The sequence below is a fragment of the Rhizobium sp. AP16 genome, from assembly GCF_000281735.1.
Taxonomy (GTDB): domain Bacteria; phylum Pseudomonadota; class Alphaproteobacteria; order Rhizobiales; family Rhizobiaceae; genus Rhizobium; species Rhizobium rhizogenes.
Genome location: NZ_AJVM01000035.1, coordinates 17,799 through 41,853 on the forward strand (window position 1 = coordinate 17,799; position 24,055 = coordinate 41,853).

At 59.6% G+C, this 24,055-nt stretch carries 23 protein-coding genes, 1 pseudogene and 1 riboswitch; of the genes and pseudogenes, 12 read left to right on the forward strand and 12 right to left on the reverse strand.

Features of this window, described 5'->3' with window-relative positions; translation table 11 throughout:
- Window positions 1-5 precede the first annotated feature (5 nt).
- Together PMI03_RS13550 and phnF are read left to right on the forward strand one after the other, a co-directional pair.
- Window positions 6-692: a bifunctional 2-polyprenyl-6-hydroxyphenol methylase/3-demethylubiquinol 3-O-methyltransferase UbiG gene (locus PMI03_RS13550; protein ID WP_007694051.1), complete on the forward strand. Its 687-nt coding sequence runs from the start codon at window positions 6-8 to the stop codon at window positions 690-692.
- 1 nt (window position 693) lies between these two features.
- Window positions 694-1,422: a phosphonate metabolism transcriptional regulator PhnF gene (gene phnF / locus PMI03_RS13555; protein ID WP_007694053.1), complete on the forward strand. Its 729-nt coding sequence runs from the start codon at window positions 694-696 to the stop codon at window positions 1,420-1,422.
- Between the two features lie 5 nt (window positions 1,423-1,427).
- Here phnF and PMI03_RS13560 read toward each other — a convergent pair whose 3' ends face one another.
- The 7 genes from PMI03_RS13560 to PMI03_RS13590 all read right to left on the reverse strand — a co-directional run bounded on the left by PMI03_RS13560 (window position 1,428) and on the right by PMI03_RS13590 (window position 7,623).
- Window positions 1,428-1,778 (reverse strand): VOC family protein, encoded by a 351-nt coding sequence (locus PMI03_RS13560; RefSeq protein ID WP_007694055.1) that lies wholly within the window; start codon window positions 1,776-1,778, stop codon window positions 1,428-1,430.
- 58 nt (window positions 1,779-1,836) lie between these two features.
- The gene (locus tag PMI03_RS13565; protein WP_007694058.1) at window positions 1,837-2,313 is read right to left on the reverse strand and encodes a 6,7-dimethyl-8-ribityllumazine synthase; all 477 of its coding nucleotides are present in this window, start codon (window positions 2,311-2,313) and stop codon (window positions 1,837-1,839) included.
- An 89-nt stretch (window positions 2,314-2,402) separates the two neighbouring features.
- Window positions 2,403-2,549: riboswitch (FMN riboswitch) on the reverse strand.
- An 88-nt stretch (window positions 2,550-2,637) separates the two neighbouring features.
- Window positions 2,638-3,699: an ABC transporter ATP-binding protein gene (locus tag PMI03_RS13570; RefSeq protein WP_007694060.1), complete on the reverse strand. Its 1,062-nt coding sequence runs from the start codon at window positions 3,697-3,699 to the stop codon at window positions 2,638-2,640.
- An 11-nt stretch (window positions 3,700-3,710) separates the two neighbouring features.
- Window positions 3,711-4,499, reverse strand: a complete 789-nt coding sequence (locus tag PMI03_RS13575) for an iron ABC transporter permease (protein WP_007694062.1) — start codon at window positions 4,497-4,499, stop codon at window positions 3,711-3,713.
- Entirely contained in the window at window positions 4,496-5,389 is an 894-nt protein-coding gene (locus PMI03_RS13580; protein ID WP_007694065.1) for an ABC transporter permease subunit, read from the reverse strand. Before PMI03_RS13580 ends, PMI03_RS13575 begins: the two co-directional genes overlap by 4 nt.
- Window positions 5,390-5,461: 72 nt before the next feature.
- The gene (locus tag PMI03_RS13585) at window positions 5,462-6,565 is read right to left on the reverse strand and encodes an ABC transporter substrate-binding protein (RefSeq protein WP_007694066.1); all 1,104 of its coding nucleotides are present in this window, start codon (window positions 6,563-6,565) and stop codon (window positions 5,462-5,464) included.
- Window positions 6,566-6,750: 185 nt separating this feature from the next.
- Window positions 6,751-7,623 carry a MurR/RpiR family transcriptional regulator gene (locus PMI03_RS13590; protein WP_007694067.1) on the reverse strand — a complete coding sequence of 291 codons (873 nt, stop codon included), beginning with the start codon at window positions 7,621-7,623 and terminating at the stop codon, window positions 6,751-6,753.
- Between the two features lie 180 nt (window positions 7,624-7,803).
- On the opposite strand from PMI03_RS13590, the gene PMI03_RS13595 reads away from it, so the two are divergent.
- From PMI03_RS13595 to PMI03_RS13615, 5 genes are all read left to right on the forward strand, one after another.
- Window positions 7,804-8,571 carry an N-formylglutamate amidohydrolase gene (locus PMI03_RS13595; RefSeq protein WP_007694069.1) on the forward strand — a complete coding sequence of 256 codons (768 nt, stop codon included), beginning with the start codon at window positions 7,804-7,806 and terminating at the stop codon, window positions 8,569-8,571.
- 126 nt (window positions 8,572-8,697) lie between these two features.
- Window positions 8,698-10,269, forward strand: coding sequence for an amino acid permease (locus PMI03_RS13600; RefSeq protein WP_007694071.1), 1,572 nt, complete (start codon window positions 8,698-8,700; stop codon window positions 10,267-10,269).
- 142 nt (window positions 10,270-10,411) lie between these two features.
- On the forward strand, window positions 10,412-11,782 hold the full coding sequence (locus tag PMI03_RS13605; protein WP_007694073.1) for a glutamine synthetase family protein: 1,371 nt from the start codon (window positions 10,412-10,414) through the stop codon (window positions 11,780-11,782).
- A gap of 160 nt (window positions 11,783-11,942) precedes the next feature.
- Window positions 11,943-13,328, forward strand: a complete 1,386-nt coding sequence (locus PMI03_RS13610; RefSeq protein WP_007694075.1) for an aldehyde dehydrogenase family protein — start codon at window positions 11,943-11,945, stop codon at window positions 13,326-13,328.
- Window positions 13,325-14,473, forward strand: coding sequence for an iron-containing alcohol dehydrogenase (locus tag PMI03_RS13615; protein WP_007694077.1), 1,149 nt, complete (start codon window positions 13,325-13,327; stop codon window positions 14,471-14,473). The genes PMI03_RS13610 and PMI03_RS13615 overlap by 4 nt, the downstream gene beginning before the upstream one ends.
- 109 nt (window positions 14,474-14,582) lie before the next feature.
- Here PMI03_RS13615 and PMI03_RS13620 read toward each other — a convergent pair whose 3' ends face one another.
- On the reverse strand, window positions 14,583-16,001 hold the full coding sequence (locus PMI03_RS13620) for a L,D-transpeptidase (protein WP_007694079.1): 1,419 nt from the start codon (window positions 15,999-16,001) through the stop codon (window positions 14,583-14,585).
- Window positions 16,002-16,228: 227 nt separating this feature from the next.
- Between PMI03_RS13620 and PMI03_RS13625 the strand changes: the two genes are divergently transcribed.
- The 3 genes from PMI03_RS13625 (at window position 16,229) to PMI03_RS13635 (ending at window position 17,920) form a co-directional block, all read left to right on the forward strand.
- Complete coding sequence (locus PMI03_RS13625) at window positions 16,229-17,068, forward strand: DUF4432 family protein (protein ID WP_007694081.1); 840 nt, start codon at window positions 16,229-16,231, stop codon at window positions 17,066-17,068.
- 73 nt (window positions 17,069-17,141) lie between these two features.
- A complete protein-coding gene (locus tag PMI03_RS13630; RefSeq protein ID WP_007694084.1) occupies window positions 17,142-17,480 on the forward strand; it encodes a TIGR01244 family sulfur transferase in 339 nt (112 codons plus the stop codon).
- 95 nt (window positions 17,481-17,575) lie between these two features.
- Window positions 17,576-17,920 carry a RidA family protein gene (locus PMI03_RS13635; protein ID WP_007694086.1) on the forward strand — a complete coding sequence of 115 codons (345 nt, stop codon included), beginning with the start codon at window positions 17,576-17,578 and terminating at the stop codon, window positions 17,918-17,920.
- An 85-nt stretch (window positions 17,921-18,005) separates the two neighbouring features.
- Here PMI03_RS13635 and PMI03_RS13640 read toward each other — a convergent pair whose 3' ends face one another.
- The 4 genes from PMI03_RS13640 to PMI03_RS13655 are packed head-to-tail and all read right to left on the reverse strand — an operon-like array spanning window position 18,006 to window position 22,791.
- Window positions 18,006-19,664, reverse strand: a complete 1,659-nt coding sequence (locus tag PMI03_RS13640) for a thiamine pyrophosphate-binding protein (protein ID WP_007694087.1) — start codon at window positions 19,662-19,664, stop codon at window positions 18,006-18,008.
- Complete coding sequence (locus tag PMI03_RS13645; protein ID WP_007694089.1) at window positions 19,661-20,863, reverse strand: CaiB/BaiF CoA-transferase family protein; 1,203 nt, start codon at window positions 20,861-20,863, stop codon at window positions 19,661-19,663. The genes PMI03_RS13640 and PMI03_RS13645 overlap by 4 nt, the downstream gene beginning before the upstream one ends.
- Before the next feature lie 17 nt (window positions 20,864-20,880).
- A complete protein-coding gene (locus tag PMI03_RS13650; RefSeq protein WP_007694091.1) occupies window positions 20,881-21,840 on the reverse strand; it encodes a DMT family transporter in 960 nt (319 codons plus the stop codon).
- A gap of 18 nt (window positions 21,841-21,858) precedes the next feature.
- Window positions 21,859-22,791, reverse strand: coding sequence for an alpha/beta fold hydrolase (locus tag PMI03_RS13655; RefSeq protein WP_007694093.1), 933 nt, complete (start codon window positions 22,789-22,791; stop codon window positions 21,859-21,861).
- Window positions 22,792-22,956: 165 nt separating this feature from the next.
- On the opposite strand from PMI03_RS13655, the gene PMI03_RS13660 reads away from it, so the two are divergent.
- Together PMI03_RS13660 and PMI03_RS13665 are read left to right on the forward strand one after the other, a co-directional pair.
- The gene (locus PMI03_RS13660; RefSeq protein WP_007694095.1) at window positions 22,957-23,703 is read left to right on the forward strand and encodes a ribonuclease T2 family protein; all 747 of its coding nucleotides are present in this window, start codon (window positions 22,957-22,959) and stop codon (window positions 23,701-23,703) included.
- Window positions 23,704-23,830: 127 nt separating this feature from the next.
- A pseudogene (locus tag PMI03_RS13665) lies at window positions 23,831-24,046 on the forward strand (ATP-binding cassette domain-containing protein); the annotation flags it as partial.
- Window positions 24,047-24,055: the final 9 nt, after the last annotated feature.

Below are 24,055 nucleotides of genomic sequence, written 5' to 3' on the forward strand. Positions count from 1 at the left end.
GCATCATGACAAACGCAGCTTCCACTTATGCGACATGGCATACCGAACCGAATGGCGACATCGCGATGGCGGCATCGCATAGTCCGCTTTGGCGGCATTTCATCGAGACCGTGCCGGAGCGGGATTTTTCGTCGAAGACGGTACTGGATTTCGGCTGCAATCGCGGCGGTTTTCTGCGGCTGCTTTATGCAATGCGGCCGTTTCGCCGCGGTGTCGGCATCGATATTGCCTCGGAATCCGTTGCCGCCGCTGATGCCGCCAAGGGCAATATGCCGCTGCAATTTCACGTCACGACTGATCTCTCACCCTTTGCCGACAGCTTCGACGTCGCCTTCAGCTATGAGGTCGTCTATCTCTTGCCGGAGTTGCGGCAGCATGCCGAGCAGATGTTTCAGGTCATGCGCAACGGCGGCGTCTATTATGCCGTCACCGGCTGCCACAATGAAATGCCGCTCTGGCCGAAATGGCGGGAACTGATCGGCGGCAACAGCAATGCGCCGGTGCAGGACCGGTCGCCGCAGGATTACATCGACGCTTTCGTGGCGGCCGGCTTCGATGTCTCCGTCCGACGTTTCGGCTATGATGGCTTCGTGAGTGGCTCGAAGGACCGCAAATATTACCCGAGCATTCTCGATGCGCTCTCCTATCCCGCCGAATACAAGCTGTTGTTCCGGCTCGAGAAGCGCGTGTGATATGGAGACGATCGATCGCAAGAGCGGCAGCGCTCTCTGGCATCAGATCGGCGAGGTTCTGGCGGCGGATATTGCCGCCGGGACGTTTGCCGCAGGCGCCAAATTGCCGACAGAACCGGAGCTGATGGAGCGCTTCGGTGTCAGCCGCTTTACCGTCCGTCAGGCGCTCGGGCATCTGGAGCAGCGGGGATTGGTACGCGCCGAGCAGGGGCGTGGCACGTTCGTGCACAGGGGTGCTATCGATTATACGCTCTCGAAGAAGACGAGGTTTTCCAAGAATCTCATCGAGCAGGGCTTCGAGCCCGGTGGGGAATTGCTGATCCACGAGATCATTCCGGCATCCGAGCGCGTGGCGGCGCGGCTGAAGCTTGTTCCCGGCGCGCCGGTCATCCATCGCCGCGGCGTGATGACCGCCGATAACGTTCCCATCGAACTCGGCGACACCTATTATCCTGCGGAGCGTTTTCCCGATTTCGACAAGGTGCGGCTACAATATCCGACGATCACGGCGGCACTGGCAAGCTACGGTGTTCGCGACTACGAGCGCCTGTCGACCGAGATTGAGGCGCGCATGCCGACCGGCGAAGAGGCGCGGCTGTTGCGGCAGCCAAAATCGGCGCCTGTGTTGATGATCCTCAAGGTGGATGTTGATGTTTCCGGTGCGCCCATAGCCTATGCGGAAACGGTATGGTCGGCGGAGCGGGTGACCTTCAAGGTCGATTTGGGGTAGGTGTCCTATCGGTGCGACAAAATATTCACGATCCTGCCGAGTGGATCGCGGACATAGAAGCGCCGGACACCCCAGGGTTCGTCGGTCAGATCGTAGACGATATCGAACTGCATCGATTGGGCGCGCGCATAAAGCTCATCGACATCATCGACCTCGATGGAAAGATCGGGGACGATGGTTCCGGAGCCGCCTTCGCTGGCAATGCTGATCTGCGGCACGGTTGGTGCGTCGGAGGCGAAGGTGAGGATCCAGCCGTGATCCATGACAATATCGAGGCCGAGCAGGTTACCGTAGAAAAGACGGGCTCTCGCCGGATCGGCGGCGTGGAGATTGGGAATGATGCGCAGAACGGCCATGCGGTGCTCCCAACGGAAAAATGGAGGCGGGGCCTTGCCGCGCCTCCATCATCTTAACTCAGACCGTGACCGATGGCAGCAGCTTGGCGCGCTCGGCGAGGATCTGCCGGCAGGAGTTTGCGACTTCGCGGCCCTTGAGGACGAAATGCTCCTTGAAGAATTGGATATGCGCCTCCGATTCCTGGAAATGATGTGGCGTCAGCACGGCCGAGAGGATCGGTACGCCGGTGTCGAGCTGGACGCGCATCATCGCGTCAAGAACGGTATTGGCAACGAACTCGTGGCGATAAATCCCGCCGTCGACAACGAAAGCGGTGGCGACAATGGCCGAATAGCGTCCGTTGCGGGCAAGCGTCTGGGCATGTAGCGGGATTTCCAGGGCGCCCGGCACATCGAAGATGTCGATGGGGGAAGCCCCATCGGTCTTCTGCCATTCGGCAATGAAGGAATCGACGCTTTGATCAACGATGTCGGCGTGCCAACGGGCCCGGATCAGTGCAATGCGGCCCGGTTGTGTGGAAATGGAGATAGTCATGAACTCTGCCTTTCAAGGGTTTAACTCAATATCCCTTGGGCGAACACGCAAGGCCGCCGAACTCCTCGCGCGGAGGAGCCATCGACTCTGCTTGCTCTCTTCCATCCGGACTATACCGTCGGCTCCGGCCTCTCACCGGATCTGCTGACCCTTCCATTGTGTGGAAGGCGCTCGCGGGCTCGGAGACAAGTCTCCATACCGCCGGTGGGGAATCTCACCCCGCCCTGAGAACGGTCGGAATATAAGTGCAGCGCAGCAGAAATCAAAGAAAAACGCCGGGCGATTAACCCGGCGCTTGTAAAAAATTTATCCAACAGACGTCGATCAGTCCTGGATGACCAGCAGATCGGAGGATGCGAAGCGCAGTGTCACCTTTTCACCGACACTGGGCGGCAACAGGCCGGGGCTGTTGAACATGTCGAAGGAGATGGTGTTGCCGCCGACATTCATGCGCGTTCGGATGACAGAACCGAGGAAATGCGCCGAGGAGACTTCGCCGGTCAGCGCAGTGTCGCCCTTGGCCGATTCAGCCAGCGATCCCGCTTCAGGACGCAGTGCCAGCGATACGGTGTCGCCCGGCTTGTAGGCGGTGACCGACTGCTTCAGGGTCACGCCCTGATCGCCGATCATGATGCGGTTGCTGTCCGGATCGACGACCTTGCCTTCGATCAGGTTCAGCGTGCCGACGAAGGAGGCGACAAAGCGGGTGGCTGGGGTGTTGTAGATTTCGTAGGGCGTCCCGATCTGATCGGCGCGGCCGCCGTTCATGACGACGATGCGATCGGAGATCGACAGGGCTTCTTCCTGATCGTGTGTTACGAAGACGGTGGTGATGCCAAGCTGCCGCTGGATGGCGCGGATTTCCTCGCGCAGCGATACGCGGATCTTGGCGTCGAGCGCCGAGAGCGGTTCGTCGAGCAGCAAGACCTGCGGCTTGACGGCGATGGCGCGGGCGAGCGCCACGCGCTGCTGCTGGCCACCGGACATCTGGTAGGGATAGCGGTCGGCCAGATGATCGAGCTTGATCAGGCCGAGCATTTCCTTGACGCGCTTATCGATGTCGGGCTTGGCCATTCCGGCGACCTTGAGGCCGAAGGCGACATTGTCGTGCACGGTCATGTTCGGAAACAGCGCATAGGCCTGGAACACCATGCCGATATTGCGCTGGTTCGGCTTCAGCGGGCGCTGGTCCTTGCCGTTGATCGTCAGGGTTCCGGCGGTCGGGCTTTCGAAGCCAGCGATCATGCGCAGCACGGTCGTCTTGCCGCAGCCCGACGGTCCGAGGAAGGAAATGAATTCTCCCTTCTCGATGTGCATGGTGAAGTCGTGAACGACCTGAACTTCGCCGAAGGATTTCTTGAGATGGGTGAGTTCGAGAAAAGCCATGGTGGGGAGCCTTACGCCTTAATCGGAGCGGATTTTGAGAAACGGGAGACCAGCTGGAGCAAGCCCATGCTGAGCCAGGTTATGGCGAGTGCGATGATCGCCAGCGCTGAGGACTGATAGGCCTGGTTGGCGCCGACGAGCTGCATGTAGGGGCCGAATGCCGGACGATTGAGGAGCGAGGCCATGGTGAACTCGCCCATGACGATCGCGAGCGTAATGAAGGCGCCGGAAAGCACGCCGCTCATGACATTCGGGAAGATGCATTTGAACATGATGGTCGTCCAGCTGGCACCCAGGCTTTCGGCAGCTTCGGTCAACGTGCCGATGTCGATCGTACGCATCGCCGTATCGACCGAACGATACATGTAGGGCAAGGACAGCACAATGTACGAGCAGACGAGCAGGATATTCGTCGTTTGATTATAGCCCGTCAGCGGCAGGATCGACGACGAGTTATAGAGACGCAAATAGCCGAAGACGATGACGATCGCCGGGATGACCAGCGGCATCAAGGTGATGAATTCCACCAGTGGGCGTATTTGCGGCAAGCGCAGGCGAACCCAATAGGCTGTCGGCACCACAAGCAGCATGCCGAAAATAATGGTCAGTACTGCCATCAGCATGGAATAGCCAAAGGCGTAAAGGAAGTTCGGATCGGAAAAGACCGAGGTATAGGCATCAAAACTGTAGGCGTTGCGACGCATGCGCAACGAGAACTCCAGCGTGCCGATAAGCGGTACGATGAAATAGAAGGCGCCGATGGCAACCGCGATCCAGGCAAAGAATTTTTGCAGTTTCATTTTTGCCACCGTTCAGCGCGCATACGCATGAGAATGTAGATGACGTTCGAGATGCCGGTGATGACGATCATGCCGAGCGCCATGGCATAGCCGAGATTGGCATTATGCAGCACATCGCCGCGGATTTGCGCGTAGAGCTGGATCGGCACGATATTGAGCGAGCTGCCTGTCAGTGCGATGGCTGTCGCGATTGCGCCAAAAGCGTTGGCAAACAGCAGCAGCGTCGTGCCGAGCAGGCTCGGCCAGAGGATAGGCAACGCAACCATCAGCCAATATTGCCCGTTGGTAGCACCGAGGATGGAGGCGGCTTCGCGCCATTCCTTCTTCATGCCATCGAGGGCCGGCGTGATGATCAGCACCATCAGTGGGATCTGGAAATACATGTAGGTGATGGTGAGGCCGATGAAGCTGTAGAGATTGAAGCCGGTCGAATACAAATTGAAGCCGAACAACTCTACCATCAGCACGGTGACGAGCCCGAGACGGCCGATCGTGGCGATGAACGCGAAGGCCAGCGGTACACCGGCGAAATTGGAGGCTACGCCCGAAAAGGTCAGAAATGTATGGCGGACCCAAGCCGGAAGGCCGCCCATGACCAGTGCCCAGGCGAGATAGAAACCGATCAGCGCGCCGCCAAGCGCGGAAACGACCGACACCTTGATACTGATCCAGTAGGAATTCATGATGGACGGCGTGAACAGATCGGCGATGTTCTTGAGCGTGAGGCTACCGTCCGGTGTCAGAAATGCGCCGGCGACCAGGTAGATCGTCGGGAAAATCAGAAACAGCAGCGCGAAGAGCAGGAAGGGTGCAATACCCAGCCAGTCGATGACGGCGCGCTTGCTGATCAGGGGAGCAGAACTGATCGTTGATGTTGTGACGGTGCTCATGAAGTGCCCAATCTACGGCATCGAAAAACGGAAAACCTCCCCGTCGAAACGGGGAGGTCATTTCAAGTCGGATTACTGTACGTTCGAACCGACGACGCTGTCCCAATTGGTGGTGATAGCGGTCTTGCCAGCAGCCTGTTCGTCGAGCGTCGGGAAGATAGCCTTTTCATAGGCGGCAGCCGGCGGCAACTTGTCGAGGAGTTCCTTCGGAATCTTGCCGTTCTTGGCAAGATCGTTGAAGCGGATCGGGTGGCAATAGCCCTTCAGCCAGCCAACCTGGCCTTCGTCGGAATAAAGGAATTCCATCCAGAGCTTGGCGGCGTTCGGGTGCGGAGCGAAAGCCGAGATCGCCTGCACGTAGACGCCGGCGACAACGCCCGAAGCCGGAACGGTGACTTCAACCGGTGGGTTGCCGTTCAGGCTGTCGCGCCATGCGAGGCCGTTATAGTCCCATGCAACGACGATCGGGGTAGCACCCTGAGCGAGCGAAGCGGACTTGCCGATGACCGGAACGAAGTTGCCAGCCTTGTTGAGCTGAGCGAAATACTTCAGGCCGGCTTCGCCGATCTTGGTCGCATCCTTTTCGCCAGCGGCGAGGCCGGCAGCGTAAGCTGCCTGGACGGCCTGGTTGGACGTGCGCGGGTCGCCAGCGAGCGATACCGTGTTGGCATATTCCGGCTTCAGCAGGTCAGCCCAGTCCTTCGGCGGGTTCTTGACGATGTCCTTGTTCACGACGAAGGAGAGAACGCCGTAATAATCGCCGTACCAGTAGCCGTCGGCATCCTTGGCGCTGTCCGGAATGGAATCCCAGGTCGAGACCTTATAAGGCTGGATCAGGCCGTCTTTCTTGGCGGAGGGACCAAAGGAGAGACCGACGTCGATCACGTCGGGAGCTTGCGGGCCGGTGTTGCCCTTGTTGGCGCGGATGGCTTCGACTTCATCACCCGAGCCGGCGTCTGGATTGAGTTCGTTGACCTCGATGCCATACTTCGCCTTGAAGGCTGCGATAAGGTCGCCATAACCGCACCAGTTGTGGGGCAGGGCGATGGTGGTCAGCGTGCCTTCCTTCTTGGCGGCAGCGATGAGGTCCGCGCTCGGTTCAGCAGCCGCGATGGCGGTCGAAGCCATGATCATCGCGGTGGAGAGCGTCAGAAGACGATGAATTTTCGTGATCACTGGTATTCCTCCTTTTAGGTTTTCAGTGTCTGGCGTTGCTGTTAATGACGTTGCATGAAGGTTGTGTGACGGGTTCAATGAGTTGCGTTTCCAGCAAATGCAAGGATTTACTCTTATTCACGAACTGTGACGGACAATGTCTTGCTGGCGAATTTGCAGGTCGTTATTCAATACTTCTTTTCCCTCTAACTTAGCTTGCGAAACAGGCGTGTCTGTTCGAAGAGGCCTTCCAGGGTTTTCATGCGCTCGCTCGTCTCGTCCCAGGTCGAACTCTGCACGGCCTCGATCAGCGCTTCGACGATAAAGAGGGTGACGACAGAGGAATCCCAAGCCGAAGGCGCTTCTATTTGCACGCGAAACGTGTGCTTGGCATGCTTGGCGGCGGGTGTAGCCCATTGATCGGTAAAGACGATGATCTCGGCCCCATGGCGGCGGGCGGCGGCAGCGAGATTGACCATCTCCTGCTCATAGCGCCTGATATCGAAGATCACGAGCAGGTCGCCGGGGTTCATGTTCAACACATATTGCGGCCACGAGCTTGAATTGGACGAGAGCAGGGTCGTGTTCGGGCGGATGACCTGCATATGGGTGAAGAAATATTCGGCCAGCGCGCCGGTGATACGCCCACCGACGAAATAAAGCCCGCGTTTACGCTCCGACAGGAGCGCGGCGACGCTTTCGAAGGTTGCCACATCGATGTCCGTCAGCGTTTGGCGGAGATTGCCCATGATGGCATCGGCAAAGCGGTTGAGGATGTGCGTGCCGGGGGCATTGGATGCCCAGCGGTCATGCTTGGTCAGCGGATTGGAGATGGTCGCCTCGACCTCATGATGGAGGTGCGACTGAAAATCGGGATAACCCTTATAGCCGAGTTTCTGCACCATGCGCGCCACGGTCGGCGTGGACACGCGGGCGTTCTCGGCGACCGTCGTAATGCTGCCCAACCCCGAAACGGGGTAGTTGTCGAGCAGGCTCTTGGCGAGCTGCTTTTCGGCGCGTGTCAACGCGTCGAATTGGGCATGGATTACGTCCGAAACTGTCTTCGACGCATTGCTCACTCGATTTTAGCTCCCCGGGACGGTCTTATGCCAGTCTCCTGTGACGATATAACAACGCTGTCACATTTCGTGTCAATGTCACAAATGAAGAAATAATTTCAGTTTGGAGTTGACAGTGGCTGAAACCTGAAGAATTCTTTTCTTATAAATATTTTATTAAGTAGCGATGGGGCGCCTTCAATGCTGGCCCAGCAAGGCATTCTGACGGAAGCGGATGGCGAATGCGTTGCGGTCGAACGGCCGGACGGAAAGAGCCCGTTTTTCATCATTTGCGAACACGCATCTCGCAGGCTGCCGGAACGCTTCGGCGATCTTGGTCTGTCGCCTGAAGCGCTTTCCAGCCACATTGCCTGGGATCCTGGGGCATTGGCTGTTGCCCGGAAAATCTCCGACAGTCTCGATGCAACACTGGTCCATCAGCGCTTCTCGCGTCTGATCTATGACTGCAACCGGCCGCCGGAAAGCGCCGGTGCCATGCCGGAAACTAGCGAGATCTATACGATCCCCGGCAATCAGCATCTGCGCGCCGCAGACCGGGAGGCACGGACCGAGGCACTTTACATACCGTTTCACAACCGCATTCAGGCACTTTTGAAAGAGCGGGCGAACAGTGGACAAAAAACCGTGATCGTCACCGTCCACAGTTTTACGTCTGTCTACAACGGCAAGCCCCGGGCGGTGGAGCTCGGCATTCTGCATGATGACGATCGCTGGCTGGCGGATTGCATGCTCGATGCGGCGGCTGAGGCGCCGCTCTATCGTACCGAGCGCAACGAACCTTACGGGCCAGAGGATGGCGTTACCCATACGCTGAAATTGCATGGGATCGCCAATGGTTTGCATAACGTAATGATCGAGGTCCGCAACGACCTCATCGTGGATGACGTCGGCCAAGAGGTCGTGGCCGACTATCTGACAGGGCTTCTGCAGAGCAGTCTGGAAGCCTGACTAGAAGAAGAAAAGACCTCGGGGAGCAGCTCAACTGCGATCGGGCCATACGGCAAAAAGCCGGTGGCTCACATGACACACGGTCCTCCGCAATTCCGCGGAAGGCTTGGTTTTAGGGGGAATGACATGTCTGATTACACAGACTTAGACAAGAAAGAGGATGTGCATATCCTGCACTCCATGGGCTATGCCCAGGAGTTGGAACGGCGCATGAGCTCGTTTTCGAATTTTGCGGTATCCTTTTCGATTATTTGTATTCTTTCCGGTGGTATCAATTCGCTTGCCCAGGCAACGTCAGGCGCAGGCGGTGCGGCAATCGGCATCGGCTGGCCGGTCGGTTGCTTTATTTCCCTCGTCTTTGCCGTTGCGATGGCGCAGATCAGTTCGGCGTATCCGACAGCGGGCGGCCTCTATCACTGGGGCTCTATCCTCGGTAACCGCTTCACCGGCTGGCTGACCGCCTGGTTCAACCTTCTCGGCCTCGTGACGGTTCTCGGCGCGATCAATGTCGGCACCTACTACTTCTTCATCGGCGCCTTCGGCGGCTATTTCGGCATGACCGATACGACCTTGGTCCGCATGGTGTTCCTGGTCGTCATCACCGGCCTTCAGGCGTTGGTGAACCATATGGGTATCGGACTGACGGCGAAGCTGACCGACTTTTCCGGCTATCTGATCTTTGCAACGTCGATCGCACTGGCGATCGTGTGCCTGCTCGCCGCACCCTCCTATGACTTTGCCCGCCTGTTCACCTTCACGAACTATTCGGGCGTGGCAACGATCGCAGCCGACGGCACGGCGACCGGCGCTCCGGTCTGGCCGCAGGTTTCCACCTTCTGGGTCTTCGCTCTCGGTCTGCTGCTGCCGATCTATACGATCACCGGCTATGACGCTTCGGCGCATACGTCGGAAGAAACCGTCAAGGCGGCTCATTCCGTTCCTCGCGGCATGGTGGCCTCCGTGCTTTGGTCGGCATTGTTCGGCTACATCATGCTGTGCTCTTTCGTCCTGATGCTCCCGAACATGGACGATGCCGCAAAGCAGGGCTGGAACGTGTTCTTCTGGGCGATGGATGCTCAGGTGAACCCGATCATCAAGGACATCCTGTATTTCCTGATCTTCATCAGCCAGTGGCTGTGCGGCCTGGCGACGGTAACGTCGGTATCGCGCATGATCTTCGCGTTCTCGCGTGACGGCGGCCTTCCGGCTTCCAAGGCACTCTCCAAGGTCAGCCCGAAATACCGTACGCCGGTTTCGGCGATCTGGGCCGGTTCGATCCTTTCGGTGCTGTTCGTCTGGGGTTCCTCGCTGGTTTCGATCGGCGATACGCCTGTCTACAGCATCGTCGTTTCGTGCACCGTCATCTTCCTGTTCTTCTCCTTCGCGATCCCGATCACGCTCGGCCTGTTCGCATGGGGCACGTCGAAGTGGGACAAGATGGGACCGTGGAACCTTGGTGAGGGGCTGTTCAAGCTTTTTGCCGTGCTGACGGTCATCGCGATGATCATCATCTTCGTTCTCGGCATTCAGCCGCCGAATGACTGGGCCGGTATCATTACCGTCGGCTTCCTCGTGCTGACGGCAATCGTCTGGTTCGGTTTCGAGCGCCGCCGCTTCAAGGGCCCGCCGATTGGTGATGCGATCGCCAAGCGCAAGGCTGATATTGCAGCGGCGGAAGCGGCTGTCGGCGAAAGCTGAGGGTCGGACTATACGGCCCAAAATCACGAGGCCGCATCCGTGCGGCCTCTTTCACCGGCACAAACGCGGCGCCTCCCGTCAGGGAATGTGGTTTTGTCGTTTTGTTGTCCGATGCCACCATTAATGTTCAGGCGGATCAAACATGAGCACTAGCTATACGCTCGACGACCTCAGACTGGATGTGGCCGAGGGTCGCATCGATACGGTTCTGGCATGCCAGGTGGACATGCAGGGCCGCCTGATGGGCAAACGATTCCAGGCGGAATTCTTTGTCGAAAGCGCCTGGAAGGAAACGCATAGCTGCAACTATCTGCAGGCGACCGATATCGAGATGGAAACCGTCTCCGGCTACAAGTCGACAAGCTGGGAGAAGGGTTATGGCGACTATACGATGAAGCCGGATCTCTCTACGCTTCGCCGTATTCCCTGGCTCGAAGGCACGGCGCTCGTGCTCTGCGATGTGCTCGATCATCACACGCACGAAGAAGTAGCTCACTCCCCGCGTGCCATCCTCAAGAAGCAGGTCAAGCGTCTCGAAGCGCTGGGCATGAAGGCCTACATGGCCTCGGAGCTCGAATTCTTCCTGTTCGACCAAACCTATGACAGCGCCCGCGAATCCGGCTATCGCAACCTCAATCTCGTCAGCGGCTACAATGAAGATTACCACATCTTCCAGACCACCAAGGAAGAGGATGTGATGCGGGCGATCCGCAAGGGCTTACAGGGCGCCGAGATCCCGGTTGAGAACTCCAAGGGCGAGGCCTCGGCCGGCCAGGAGGAAATCAACGTTCGCTATGCCGACGCGCTTGATATGGCCGACCGCCATGCGATCATCAAGAACGGCTGCAAGGAGATTGCTTGGGCAAAGGGCAAGGCCATCACCTTCCTGGCGAAGTGGAACTACAGCGCCGCCGGCAGCTCGTCGCATATCCACCAGTCGCTGTGGAGCGCCGACGGCAAGACACCGCTGTTCTTCGACAAAGAGGCAGAGCATGGCATGACGCCGCTGATGAAGCATTACGTCGCCGGGCTTTTGAACCATGCCAGCGAAATCACCTATTTCCTCGCGCCCTATATCAATTCCTACAAGCGTTTCGTCGCAGGCACCTTCGCGCCCACCAAGGCGATCTGGAGCACGGACAACCGCACGGCGGGCTATCGTCTTTGCGGTGCGGAGACCAAGAGCATCCGCATCGAATGCCGCGTCGGCGGCTCTGATCTCAATCCCTATCTCGCCTTTGCCGCGCTGATCGCCGCCGGTCTCGACGGCATCGAGAACAAGCTTGAGCTGGAAGCGCCTTTCGTCGGCGACGCCTATGGTGCCCGCGAGGTTCGCGAAATTCCGCGCACGCTGCGCGATGCCGCTGTGGCGCTGTCGGGCTCGAAGATGCTGCGCGCAGCCTTCGGCGACGAGGTCATCGATCACTATACTCGCGCTGCCGAATGGGAGCAGGAGGAATATGACCGCCGCATCACGGATTGGGAGGTGGCGCGCGGATTCGAAAGGGCGTAAGCCTGCCGTTGATTATGAGCCCTGCCCAATTTTCGTCGCCGGACGACGGCAGGGAAGGCGGCTGCGGCAAAGCGCTTCTTTCGGCGGCGCGGGGCTTGCGGGAATCGTCTTCGCGGCCAGCCGAAAATATGTTCGTGACTATAAAAACAGGATTTCGATCATGACCATGATCACATGTGTATCACCCGTGAACGGCGAGGTTTATGCGGAGCGCCCGGCGCTGTCGCTGGAAGCCGCCAAGGACGTGGTGGCTCGCGCCCGCAAGGCGCAGAAGGATTGGGCACGTCGCCCCTTGGAAGACCGTGTTCAGCTGGTGCTGAAGGGCGTTGCCCGTCTTAACGAGATGGCCGATGTCGTCGTGCCGGAGCTGACCTGGCAGATGGGCCGCCCGATCAAGTATGGCGGCGAATATCGCGGTTTCAACGAGCGCTCCAATTATGTCGCCTCGATCGCAGCTGATGCGCTGGCGCCGCTGGTGGTGGAAGACAGCGCGAATTTTGCGCGCCGCATCGAGCGTGAGCCGCACGGCGTCGTCTTCGTCATCGCGCCGTGGAACTATCCCTATATGACAGCGATCAATACGGTCGCTCCGGCGCTGATGGCCGGCAATACCGTCATCCTGAAGCATGCCAGCCAGACGCTTCTGGTCGGCGAGCGGCTGGTGCAGGCCTTTGTCGAAGTCGGCGTTCCCGCCGATGTTTTCCAGAACGTCTTTCTCGATCACGCCACGACCTCGGCCCTGATCGCCGCCGGCAGCTTCAATTTCGTCAACTTCACCGGTTCGGTCGAAGGCGGGCGCTCGATCGAGCGTGCTGCCGCCGGCACCTTCACCAACCTCGGCCTCGAGCTTGGTGGCAAGGATCCGGGCTATGTCATGGAAGATGCCGACCTGGAGGCCGCCGTCGACACGCTGATGGACGGCGCTACCTTCAATTCCGGCCAATGCTGCTGCGGCATCGAGCGCATCTATGTGCATGAATCGCTCTATGACGCCTTCGTCGAGAAGTCGCTTGCCTGGGTGTCGAACTACAAGCTCGGCAACCCACTCGATCCGGAAACCACGCTCGGACCGATGGCGCATAAGCGCTTCGCCAAGGTGGTGCGCGAGCAGATTGCCGATGCCGTTGCCAAGGGTGCCAAGGCGTTGGTCGATCCCAAGCTTTTTCCGGCCGATGACGGCGGCGCCTATCTCGCGCCGCAGATCCTCGTCAATGTCGATCACTCCATGGCCTTCATGCGCGAGGAAACCTTCGGTCCGGCCGTGGGTATCATGAAGGTCAAGAACGACGCGGAAGCGCTGGAGTTGATGAACGACAGCCCCTATGGCCTGACGGCGTCGCTCTGGACCAAGGATGTCGAGCGCGCCTCGCGCATCGGCCGCGACATCGAAACCGGCACCGTCTTCATGAACCGTGCAGATTATCTCGACCCGGCGCTGTGCTGGACCGGCGTCAAGGAAACGGGCCGCGGCGGTTCGCTCTCCGTCATCGGCTTCCACAATCTGACGCGCCCGAAATCCTACCATCTGAAGAAAGTAACAGCATGAGCACTATCTCAGCCAATTGGAGCTATCCCACTGCCTTCAAGCTCGGTCGCGGCCGGATCACGGAACTGGCGGATGCCTGCAAGAGCCTGGGGATCAAGAAGCCGCTGCTGATCACCGACCGGGGCCTAGCCTCAATGGCGATCACCAAGACGGCGCTGGATATTCTCGAGGACGCCGGTCTCGGCCGCGCCATCTTCGCCGATGTCGACCCCAATCCGAACGAGAAGAACCTCGATGCCGGCGTCAAGGCATTCAAGGACGGCGGTCATGACGGCGTTGTCGCTTTCGGCGGCGGCTCGGGCCTCGATCTTGGTAAGTGCGTTGCCTTCATGGCCGGCCAGACCCGTCCGGTCTGGGATTTCGAGGATATCGGCGACTGGTGGACCCGCGCCAATGTTGAGGGCATTGCCCCGATCGTTGCCGTGCCGACAACGGCCGGCACCGGCTCGGAAGTCGGCCGCGCCAGCGTCATCACCAATTCCCAGACGCATGTGAAGAAGATCATCTTCCATCCGAAGTTCCTGCCGGGCGTCGTCATCGCCGATCCGGAACTGACGGTTGGCATGCCGAAGGTCATCACCGCCGGCACCGGCATGGATGCGTTCGCGCATTGTCTGGAAGCCTATTCCTCGCCCTTCTATCATCCGATGTCGGCCGGCATCGCGCTGGAAGGCATGCGGCTGGTCAAGGAGTTTCTGCCGCGCGCCTATAAGGAAGGCACCGACCTTGAAGCTCGTGCCAACATGATGAGCGCCGCCGCCATGGGCGCGGTTGCCTTCCAGAAGGGTCTCGGCGCCATTCATGCGCTGTCGCATCCGATCGGCGCCGTCTATAACACCCATCACGGCATGACCAATGCCGTCGTCATGCCGGCTGTCCTGCGCTTCAACCGCAAGCCCATCGAAGACAAGATCGCCCGCGCCGCCGCATATCTCGGCATTTCCGGCGGTTTCGACGGCTTCTACGACTACGTGCTGCAATTGCGTGCCGAACTCGGCGTTCCTGAAAGCCTCTCGGCGATGGGCATCGCGCCCGACCGGATCGATGAACTCTCGGCCATGGCGATCGAAGATCCGAGCGCCGGTGGCAATCCGGTGCCGATGACGCTGGAAAACACCAAGGCGCTGTTCCGCGATTGCTTCTGAAAGAACATCGGTGCTCTTTGACTGGATTGCGGCGCATCGACCATCTTAAGATAACAAAAGGGCCGCCGGGAGATCTCCCGGCGGCCCTTTTGTTTGTTTGGACTGCCAATCAATCCACAAATTCGACGACCACGCCGGGCTTGACCATCTTCGCGAGTGCGGTTGCGTCCCAGTTGGTGAGGCGCACACAGCCGTGGCTCTGCGACTTGCCGATCTTCGAGGGTTCGGGCGTGCCATGGATGCCGTAGGTCGGCTTCGATAGCGCCATCCAGACAACCCCGACCGGGCCGTTCGGCCCCGGCGGGATGTCGAGAATCTTGTCGTTGGCGCCCTGCTTGAAATTGATCTTCGGATTATAGGTGTAGCCCGGGTTGAAGGCGACGCGCTCGACCGTGACCGTGCCGGACGGCGAGGGTGTGTCCGTCGAGCCGATGCTAGCGGGATAAGCGGCGATCAGCGTGCCGTTGGCGTCATAGGCGAAAACCTGCTTGCGGCCCTTGTCGGCAAGAATCTTCGCGACAGTGCCGGTCTTGCTCGGTCCGGTATTGACCACCTTGATCGTGCTGCCCGGGACGGTGAAATCGACGCCCGGGTTCAGTTCCTTCAGATAGCCTTCATCCATATGGAAGCGTTCGGCCAGCATTTCCGTGGTCGAGGTATAGCCGAGCGATGGCATCTGGGCCTTTTCGGCATAGTCCTCTGGGATCGACGCGACATAAGGGCCGGCGGCGTCGGCGGGCGTGATCGTGTAATTGATGATCGGCATGCCGCCCGACAGGCGCAGCTGCTCGAGGATCGAATCCGTATCCTTCGGATCAAGCGTCTGGCCGGTCATCTGCTGATAGGCGTAGATGGCCTTGGTGACATTGCCACCCATGCGGCCGTCGATGGCGCCTGGCGAAATGCCCTGGCGAGCGAGGAAGACCTCGATCGCCGTGATCTCCATCTTCGACTTGCCCTTCAGCGTGATGACCGGTTCGGCCGGGGGCTTGCGCTGAATATCGGGCGTTTGCTGCGGATCGATCGAGGCATAGTCGTTACTGTTCGGATTCGTCTGACCCTGCTGGGTTTGTGCGTCCGTATTCGGCTGGGCCTGATCGTCGAGCGGCACGCGCTGAATGGAGCTGTCGCGAGGGATGCCGCCGGTAATGACGCTGCCATCACTCCCGTCGCCGCGATACTGCCGATAGTCGCGGTAGCCGCCATTGTTGGAAAGCTGCGTGTCGCCATAGCGGCCGCCATCGCTGTAACCGTCGTCAGCCGGTGCCTGAGGGTAGTAGGTGCTGGCCCGCATCTCGGTGGCGACGACGTTCCCGTAGCGGTCGACCAAGACACGCCGGCCACGCCCGTCGCGCGTTCTCACATAATCCTGCTCTGAATACTGATCGAGGATTCGCCCGTCCGGCGTGACCAGAACGACATCGTTGCTCCCGCCGCGATAATACTGCGCCTGCGCATCGGTCAATGCGAGAGCGGATGCCGTGGCCGCCAGGGCCAAAGAAAGGCTTATTTTCAGTAACCGGTTCACGTCAGTCGAATCCTCGGATGGTGGCTGGGCCGACACACACATGGTAATTTTGACACTAGTGTGGAATTTAAGATTATCATGCTGAATAAAATATAAAAATTTGTGTGATGAAGGCGTCAAGTTAACGTTCGGTAAGAGAAATCGCCATTTATTCTTGCCGCGCGCCATTTCGAGACCACTTTCGGACGGGTGGCCAATCAGACGCCGACCAGGGAGAATTGCGAGACATGATCGACTTTGCCGCGGCCAAGGGGCCGAAACTGATGCTCGACGAGGGCTCCGTGCTGGATATCGGCGCCTGCGTCGTCGACGGCAACAATCTCGCGCCGGGACGCGCCATTCCCGATGACGGCGACCCGCGCATCGATCATTCCCTGGAAGGTTTTCTCTTCACCTGCGGCCCGGACCACATCCGTCATCCGCAGCCGATGTCGGGTGCTTTCGAGGGCAGGCGCTATCCGCTGCATGGTTCTTTCTCCTCGCATCCGGCCAAGATTCTCTGGACCCGGTTCGAGAATGGTAATGCCGAATGCCGTGCCGATGTCGATATCCTAACCGCCGAAGGTCGAACGGCGCGGCTGGAGCGCCATTGGCGGATCGATGGTGCGACGGGCGAGGTTTCGCTTACGGATCGCGTCGTCAACACCAGCAGCGAAGCGATGCCGGTCTTTTTGATGTATCACATGAATGTCGGCGGCAAATGGTTCGATGACGGCGTGCGCCTTTCCGGGCAGATGCTGGAGAATGGCGGTTTTCCCTGGACTTTCGGCGAGGAGCATGGCGGGATTTTCTGCGTGCCGGCAGCGGGGAAAGGTGAGGATTGGTCCGAACTGAGCCTCGGGCCGATCGCCGCCATCGGCGGCAAGTCGCTGAGGGTACGGTTCGGCACGGAGACGCTGCCGTTCCTGCAGGTCTGGCGCAATCAGCGTGCGCCCGCGCATGTCCTCGGCATCGAGCCCGTATCGCATCGCTGGGTGTCGCGGGACGAGCTGGAGGAAGCAGACGAATTCAACATTCTTCAGCCCGGCGAAGCCAGGAGTTTTACACTCAACTTTGCCTTCGTCTGAGGGGCTTCAGCGGTTGACGCTCGCTTTGTGGCGGCGTAGATCATGGCCCTCGGTTTTATAGAGGAAGCGAACGATGGATATCCGCCCGATCGACGACGAATACTCGGTTTCCGGCCAGATCAGCCTGGAGGATCTCGACCAGATCAAGGCATTGGGTTTCAAGTCGCTCGTCTGCCATCGCCCGGACAATGAAAGCCCGGACCAGACGCCGTTCGCTGTTATCGAAGCACGCGCCAAGGAGCTTGGCCTCGAAATCACCCATGTGCCTGTCGGGCCGATGGGCGTGACCGAAGAGGCCGTGCAGGGCATGGTCGACGCGCTTGACGAGTTTCCGCGTCCGATGCTCGGTTATTGCCGCTCCGGCGCGCGCTCGACCGCGATCTATCAGAAGACGCATCATATTCGCGGCTGAGCGACCGCTTCCCGAACATAGAAGAGCTTTTGGGCGTTGCTGATAAGCAGCGCCCCGTTTGTGACCCGTCACCGGACAACATCAGGAGAGAAATCATGAGCATCAAGCGTATCGACGTCGGAGCCCGCATGAGCGGCGCCGTCATCCACGGCAACACCGTTTACCTCGCCGGCCAGGTTGGCGAAGGCGCAAGTGTTACGGATCAGTGCAAGTCGGCTCTGGCCGAAGTCGATCGCCTGCTGGCTGCTTCCGGCTCCAGCAAGTCGAAGATCCTGCAGACGCTGATCTATCTCTCCGATATCTCCGACTTCGCCGAAATGAACGCCGCCTGGGAAGCCTGGGTCGATCCGGCCAACACGCCGGCTCGCGCCACCAGCGAAGCCAAGCTTGCCGCGCCGAAGTACAAGGTCGAGTTCATCGTCACCGCCGCGATCGACTAATTCGGTCCGACGCGTTTTGGGAAGGCCGGTGAGTAGGAGCATATTGTCCGTTTTCAATTTGAAAGCGGACAATATGCTCCAGAGCTCACCGGCCTTTTGCTTGCGAGATTTCCGTCAAAGTGCGGGAAGGCGTGATCGCTTCCGGATTGAGCACGATCTCGATGATCGCCGGCTTGCCGCTGGCACGCGCCCGCTCGAAGGCGGGACCGAACTCTTCCGTTGCCTTCACCGTCTCGCCATGGCCGCCATAGGCGCGGGCCAAGGCGGCGAAATCCGGATTGTTCAGCGCTGTGGCGCTGACACGGCCGGGATATTCCCGTTCCTGATGCATGCGTATGGTGCCGTACATGCCGTTGTTGATGACCAGCGCGATCAGCGGCAGGCCATATTGGACGGCGGTCGCAAATTCCTGACCGTGCATCATGAAGCAGCCGTCACCGGCAAAGCAGATCACCTCGCGCTCGGGAAAGAGCTGCTTGGCGGCAACCGCTGCCGGCAGGCCGTAGCCCATCGAACCGGAGGCGGGAGCGGCCTGGGTGTTGAAGCGGCGGAAACGATGGAAGCGGTGCAGCCAGGTGGCATAGTTGCCGGCACCGTTGGTGAAGATCGTGTCGTCCGCCGTATTAGCCTCGATCCAGTCCATGATCCGGCCCATATGCACGGCTCCGGGGTTCGTTTCCGGCGTCTTCGACCAGGCGAGATAGGCTGCATGCATGCGCTCCGTCCGCTCTGCCCAGCGCGGCTCCGCTGGTGCTTCGAGATCGGCCAGGGCCTCCACGAAATCGGCCGGGCTGGCGCAGATCGCCAGATCCGGGCGATAGACGCGACCGAGCTCGGAGGGGTCGGGATGGATATGGACAAGCTGCTGTTGCGGGTAGGGGATCTCCATCAGCGTATAGCCGGAAGACGGCATTTCCGAGAAGCGGCCGCCGAGCAGGATCAGTAGGTCGGCTTGCCTGACCTCCTTTGCCAGCGCCGGATTGATGCCGATGCCGACATCGCCGACATAGTTCGGATGCAGATGATCGAACAGCATCTGGCGGCGGAAAGAGCAGCCGACCGGCAGCTTGAAACGCTCGGCGAAGCTTTCGATACCGGCAACAGCATCCTCGTCCCAGCGCGTGCCGCCGAGAATGACCAGCGGCCGCTCAGCCGTGAGCAAGCGCTGGTGCAGGTCATCGATCTGGCTGCTTCCCGGATGGGCTGATACCGGCGTGTAGGGCTTGGCCTGTGGAGCTTCGACCTCGTCGCGCAGCATGTCCTCGGGCAGGGTCAGCACAACGGGGCCAGGCCGGCCAGATGTCGCGACGGCAAAGGCACGGGTGACGAATTCCGGAATGCGGGCGGCGTCATCGATCTCGCCGACCCATTTGGCGAATTCGGTGAAGGCGCGGCGGAATTCCACTTCCTGGAAGGCCTCGCGTTCGCGGGCGTCCCGCTGCACCTGGCCGATGAAGAGGATCATCGGGATCGAATCCTGCCGGGCGATGTGCAGGCCAGCCGAAGCATTGGTCGCGCCGGGGCCGCGGGTGACCATGCAAATGCCGGGTTCGCCGGTGAGCCGACCCCAGGCGTCCGCCATCATTGCCGCGCCACCCTCCTGGCGGCAGACGAGCACCTTGATGTCGCTGTCATGCAAAGCGTCGAGCACGGCAAGAAAGCTCTCGCCGGGAACACAGGAAATGCGCTGCACGCCGTTTGCCTTCAGGGCTTCGACGATGAGCTGGCCGCCAGTCCGTTTCATGCTTTTGCCTTTCCCTCCAGTTCCGCCAATTCGGCCAGAACCTCCTCCTGATGTTCGCCAAGGCGCGGGCTCGGCCGCGTGTAGGTCAGCGGCGTCTCCGACAGGACCACGGGCGTACGTACGCTCGGGATGACGGTACCCACAGCATCCTCAAGATCGATCCGCAAGCCGCGCGCCTTGATCTGCGGGTCCGCGAACATATCCTCGATCGTATTGATCGCTCCGGCCGGCACCGCATTGTCCTCGCAGGCCTTCAACAGATCCGCCTTGTTCCATGTCAGTGTTTTTGCCGAGATGAAGGCGCGGACGTCATGGCGATGGGCGACGCGGGCCTTGTTGGTGGCATAGCGTTCGTCATCCGCATGCGAGTCGATGCCAAGGATTGCGCAGAGGCGGCGGAATTGCCCGTCATTGCCGATAGCAAGGATCAGATAGCCGTCAGCGGTCGGCACGACCTCGTAGGGCGAAATATTGGGATGGGCATTGCCGAGGCGCACCGGCGCCTTGCCGGAGATCAGGTAGTTCATGTTCTGGTTGGCAAGCACGGCGGATTGCACATCGAGGAGTGCCATGTCGACAAGCTGACCTTCACCGGTCTTCAGTGCATGGATCAGCGCTGCTTCGATCGCGGAGACGGCGTAGATGCCCGTGAAGATATCCGCGATCGCCACGCCCGCCTTCATCGGCTGCCCGTCCGGTTCGCCGGTGATCGACATGAAGCCGGACATGCCCTGGACGATATAATCATAGCCCGCAAGGCCGGCATAGGGACCGGTCTGGCCGAAGCCGGTGATCGAGCAATAGACCAGCTTGGGATTGATCTTTCTCAGGCTCTCATAGTCCAGGCCATATTTCACCAGCCCGCCGAGCTTGAAATTCTCGATCACCACGTCGGCGGTCAGGACCAGCCGGCGAACCAGCTCCTGCCCCTCTTCGGTCTTGAGATCGGCGACAACAGAACGCTTGCCGCGATTGGTGGAATGGTAGTAGGCGGCGGAGAGATTTTCTCCATCCTTGCCCTCGACGAAGGGCGGCCCCCACTGGCGCGTATCGTCACCACCATCGGGATTTTCCACCTTGATGACATCGGCTCCGAGATCGGCCAACATCTGCCCTGCCCAGGGGCCGGCGAGAACGCGGGCCAATTCGATAACGCGGATACCCGTGAGTGGCGGTTTCTTGGTGCTGTTGGCTGTCATGTCGATCCGGATGGCGGCTAGGGTGTGAAAGTGACCTCAGATGTATCGGATACCGGCTTGGAAGCAAAGCGCCGCTCGCGCCAGAGAATATAGAGGCCGGAGCCGATGATGATGAAAATGCCGACCCATTTGATCAGGTCGGGGAAGTTGCCGAAGACCAGCCAGCCGAAGATCGTCGCCGAGACGATCTCGAAATATTGCAGCGGCGCCAGCGTCGAGGCCGGGGTGGATCGATAGGCATAGATGGTGAGGACGCCGGCGATAGCGGCAGACACGCCGACACCCAGCAGATGGAGCATGGCGATGCCGTCCGGTACGACGGGGTCGATGATCGACGAACCCGTGTCCTGGCCGATCGTAAGCAAAATGAGGCAGATGATTGTACCCCAGATGCCGGTCTGGAACTGCATCGGCCATGCATCTTCGCTATGCGAGACGACGCGTGTGATCATCACGTAGACGGCGATGCAAAGCGCGGTAACGACGGGCAGCAATGCGACAAAACCGACCTCCGCGAAGCTTGGTTGAATGATCAGCATTGCGCCGAAGAAACCGACGGCGCACGCCGTATAGCGCCGCCAGCCGATGGTCTCCTTCAGGAAGATGCTGCTAAGGATGGTCAGCATCATCGGCTCGACGAAGAAAATGGCGATGGCGTCGGCCACTTCCATGACCTGCAGTGTCGTGACGAAGGAAACCATCGACAGCGTCAGCACCGCGGCACGAATGGCATGCACGCCGCTTCGGCGCAGCGACCACAGTCCCCATTGTCCTCGTAGCGCCATCATCGGCAAGGCGAACAGCGACTGAAAAATGAAGCGCGCGGCTGTTACTTCCGCCGGCGGAATTGTGGTGGCGGCAAGCTTTGCGAAAATGTCGATGATCGGTGACAAGATCACCGATAGGAACATCATCAACAGGCCGAACGTCAGCTCCGACTGACGAAAACGGGGCAGGGAACTGCCGGTGGCATTCATTTGAAAAGTCCTTAGGGGTCAGGCCTTCGCCGTCACTTGCCGACACCAGTCGGCAAAATCGGAAATGGCCGCGGCCGCGCCGATCTCGTTCAGCGTCTCATGGCGCATGTCCTGATAGATGGTCAGGCTAATATGCGAGAAGCCGGCCTTTTTCAAATGGTTTGACAGCCAGGACATCGCCTTTCCATTATCCGTTGCCGGGTCCCGGCCGCCGCCCACCAGATGGATCGGGATGTCGCGCCGGAGCCGGTCAAGATAGGTCTTTTGCGGTGCGCGGAAGGTCAGTTCGAAGAGGTCCAGCCACAGGGATACCGAGGCATCGAAGCCGCAGAGCGGATCGGCGATATATTTGTCCACCTCTTCGGGGATGCGCGACAGCCAGTCGAATTCGGTGCGCCGGTCGGCGATCGATTTACCCCAGACGCCAAAGGTCAGCTTCGGCAATAGCCCGCTCGGCACGTCCGACCCTTTGAGCATGCGTTCAGTCTTCAGAATGACCTGCGCCACGCGCCCGGCGAGACCGGGATTGAAGTTTGAATTCCAGACCGTAACGGCATCGAACTTGTCGGGATGCGTCACCGCCACATTCAGGCTGATCAGCCCGCCCATGGAGTGGCCGAAGAGGATGATCGGCAGGCCGGGATGGGCGGTCGCGGCAAGTTCGCGCATCGCCAGAACATCGGCAATGATTATATCGACGCCATCTCGCCGGGCAAAGCGGCCGAGCGGCGCATCGGCGGCCGTTGTCTCGCCGTGGCCGCGATGATCATGGGCGTAGACATGAAAGCCGCGTGCCGCCATGGCCTCGGCGAAGCCCTCGTAGCGACGGGAATGCTCGGCAAGACCGTGGCTGATGAGAAGAATGCCATGCGCTTCGTCCCGCGCCGGCAGGTGATGATAGGCGAGCGTCGCGCCCGTCGGGCTGTCCAGATGCCTGGTTTCGGCAAACATGCGCATTTCCTCCGCACCTAGACGAAAGGTTATCACCTCACGGATTGCAATGGAGTGTTGGCGAAGCGCACAGAAATAAATCTCCGTGACGTCTTTGAATCGGGGTTGCGTCCGGTCGATCAAACTGCTTTCTTGTTCTCATATTGTTCTATCTGGAGACATGGAATGAGGCATTGGGTTCGAGGATGGGTGGTCGCGGTTCTGTCGGTGGTAATGGCGGCGAGTGCAGTGGCGCAGGAGAACAGTCGGGGCCGGACGCGGTTCATTTTGGCGGCAAGCTGGGAGCCTGCTTTCTGCCAGACGAACCAGAAGAAAGCGGAGTGCCGCAACCAGTCATCCGATAATCATGACGCAAAGAATTTTTCGCTGCATGGCCTCTGGCCGATGCGACAGGAATATTGCGACGTTTCCGACGATCTGAAGCAGGCCGATCGCAGCAGCGACTGGAAGGACCTCCCGGCTGTCGAACTGTCGGCGGAGACCAAGGCTGCACTGGATAAGGTCATGCCGGGCACGCAATCCGGTCTGGAGCGGCATGAATGGATCAAGCATGGCACCTGCACCAAACTCAGTGCCGATGATTATTTCGGTGGAGCCGCCGGTTTGATCGATGAACTCAATGCGTCTGCCGTGCGCGATCTCTTTGTGCAGAACATCGGCAAGACGCTCGACGCCGATACGATCAAAGCCGCTTTCGATAAGAGCTTCGGCGAAGGCGCCAGCGACCGGGTGAAGATGAGCTGCCGTCGTGTCGGTAAGGTGCGTGTGATCTCCGAACTGACGATTGGGCTCTCCGAAGACGCCATTCAGCCCGCGCCAGGGAGTGAGCCGCGGCTCGCGGATCTGATCCAGAGTGCTGGCCGCACGTCGTTCGGCTGCGATCAGGGCGTGGTGGATGCAGCCGGTTTTTGACGTCTAGCGGTCCCTCTGAAGCGGATAAATAGCTCTCGGACAAGGTTTCGCCGTTGCCCGAGAGCGGGCTTTCGCCTACATAGCGGCACAATTCGCAATGTTATCCGCCCGTGGAGTAACCCAAGCTATGGCACGTCAGTTCATTTATCATATGGCCGGTCTGAATAAGGCCTATGGCGCCAAGAAAATTCTCGAGAATATCCATCTCTCCTTTTACCCTGACGCCAAGATCGGTATTCTCGGCCCGAACGGCGCTGGTAAATCGACCGTGCTGCGCATCATGGCCGGCCTCGATAAGGAATACACCGGCGAAGCCTGGCTGGCCGACGGCGCCACCATCGGCTAACTGCCG

What these genes read in the sequence shown, in the direction of transcription:
- PMI03_RS13550 (WP_007694051.1), top strand. Translation starts at nt 6, where the DNA reads ATGACAAACGCAGCTTCCACTTATGCGACATGGCATACCGAACCGAAT.
- phnF (WP_007694053.1), top strand. Translation starts at nt 694, where the DNA reads ATGGAGACGATCGATCGCAAGAGCGGCAGCGCTCTCTGGCATCAGATC.
- PMI03_RS13560 (WP_007694055.1), bottom strand. Translation starts at nt 1,778, where the DNA reads ATGGCCGTTCTGCGCATCATTCCCAATCTCCACGCCGCCGATCCGGCG.
- PMI03_RS13565 (WP_007694058.1), bottom strand. Translation starts at nt 2,313, where the DNA reads ATGACTATCTCCATTTCCACACAACCGGGCCGCATTGCACTGATCCGG.
- PMI03_RS13570 (WP_007694060.1), bottom strand. Translation starts at nt 3,699, where the DNA reads ATGGCTTTTCTCGAACTCACCCATCTCAAGAAATCCTTCGGCGAAGTT.
- PMI03_RS13575 (WP_007694062.1), bottom strand. Translation starts at nt 4,499, where the DNA reads ATGAAACTGCAAAAATTCTTTGCCTGGATCGCGGTTGCCATCGGCGCC.
- PMI03_RS13580 (WP_007694065.1), bottom strand. Translation starts at nt 5,389, where the DNA reads ATGAGCACCGTCACAACATCAACGATCAGTTCTGCTCCCCTGATCAGC.
- PMI03_RS13595 (WP_007694069.1), top strand. Translation starts at nt 7,804, where the DNA reads ATGCTGGCCCAGCAAGGCATTCTGACGGAAGCGGATGGCGAATGCGTT.
- PMI03_RS13600 (WP_007694071.1), top strand. Translation starts at nt 8,698, where the DNA reads ATGTCTGATTACACAGACTTAGACAAGAAAGAGGATGTGCATATCCTG.
- PMI03_RS13605 (WP_007694073.1), top strand. Translation starts at nt 10,412, where the DNA reads ATGAGCACTAGCTATACGCTCGACGACCTCAGACTGGATGTGGCCGAG.
- PMI03_RS13610 (WP_007694075.1), top strand. Translation starts at nt 11,943, where the DNA reads ATGACCATGATCACATGTGTATCACCCGTGAACGGCGAGGTTTATGCG.
- PMI03_RS13615 (WP_007694077.1), top strand. Translation starts at nt 13,325, where the DNA reads ATGAGCACTATCTCAGCCAATTGGAGCTATCCCACTGCCTTCAAGCTC.
- PMI03_RS13625 (WP_007694081.1), top strand. Translation starts at nt 16,229, where the DNA reads ATGATCGACTTTGCCGCGGCCAAGGGGCCGAAACTGATGCTCGACGAG.
- PMI03_RS13630 (WP_007694084.1), top strand. Translation starts at nt 17,142, where the DNA reads ATGGATATCCGCCCGATCGACGACGAATACTCGGTTTCCGGCCAGATC.
- PMI03_RS13635 (WP_007694086.1), top strand. Translation starts at nt 17,576, where the DNA reads ATGAGCATCAAGCGTATCGACGTCGGAGCCCGCATGAGCGGCGCCGTC.
- PMI03_RS13640 (WP_007694087.1), bottom strand. Translation starts at nt 19,664, where the DNA reads ATGAAACGGACTGGCGGCCAGCTCATCGTCGAAGCCCTGAAGGCAAAC.
- PMI03_RS13645 (WP_007694089.1), bottom strand. Translation starts at nt 20,863, where the DNA reads ATGACAGCCAACAGCACCAAGAAACCGCCACTCACGGGTATCCGCGTT.
- PMI03_RS13650 (WP_007694091.1), bottom strand. Translation starts at nt 21,840, where the DNA reads ATGAATGCCACCGGCAGTTCCCTGCCCCGTTTTCGTCAGTCGGAGCTG.
- PMI03_RS13655 (WP_007694093.1), bottom strand. Translation starts at nt 22,791, where the DNA reads ATGTTTGCCGAAACCAGGCATCTGGACAGCCCGACGGGCGCGACGCTC.
- PMI03_RS13660 (WP_007694095.1), top strand. Translation starts at nt 22,957, where the DNA reads ATGAGGCATTGGGTTCGAGGATGGGTGGTCGCGGTTCTGTCGGTGGTA.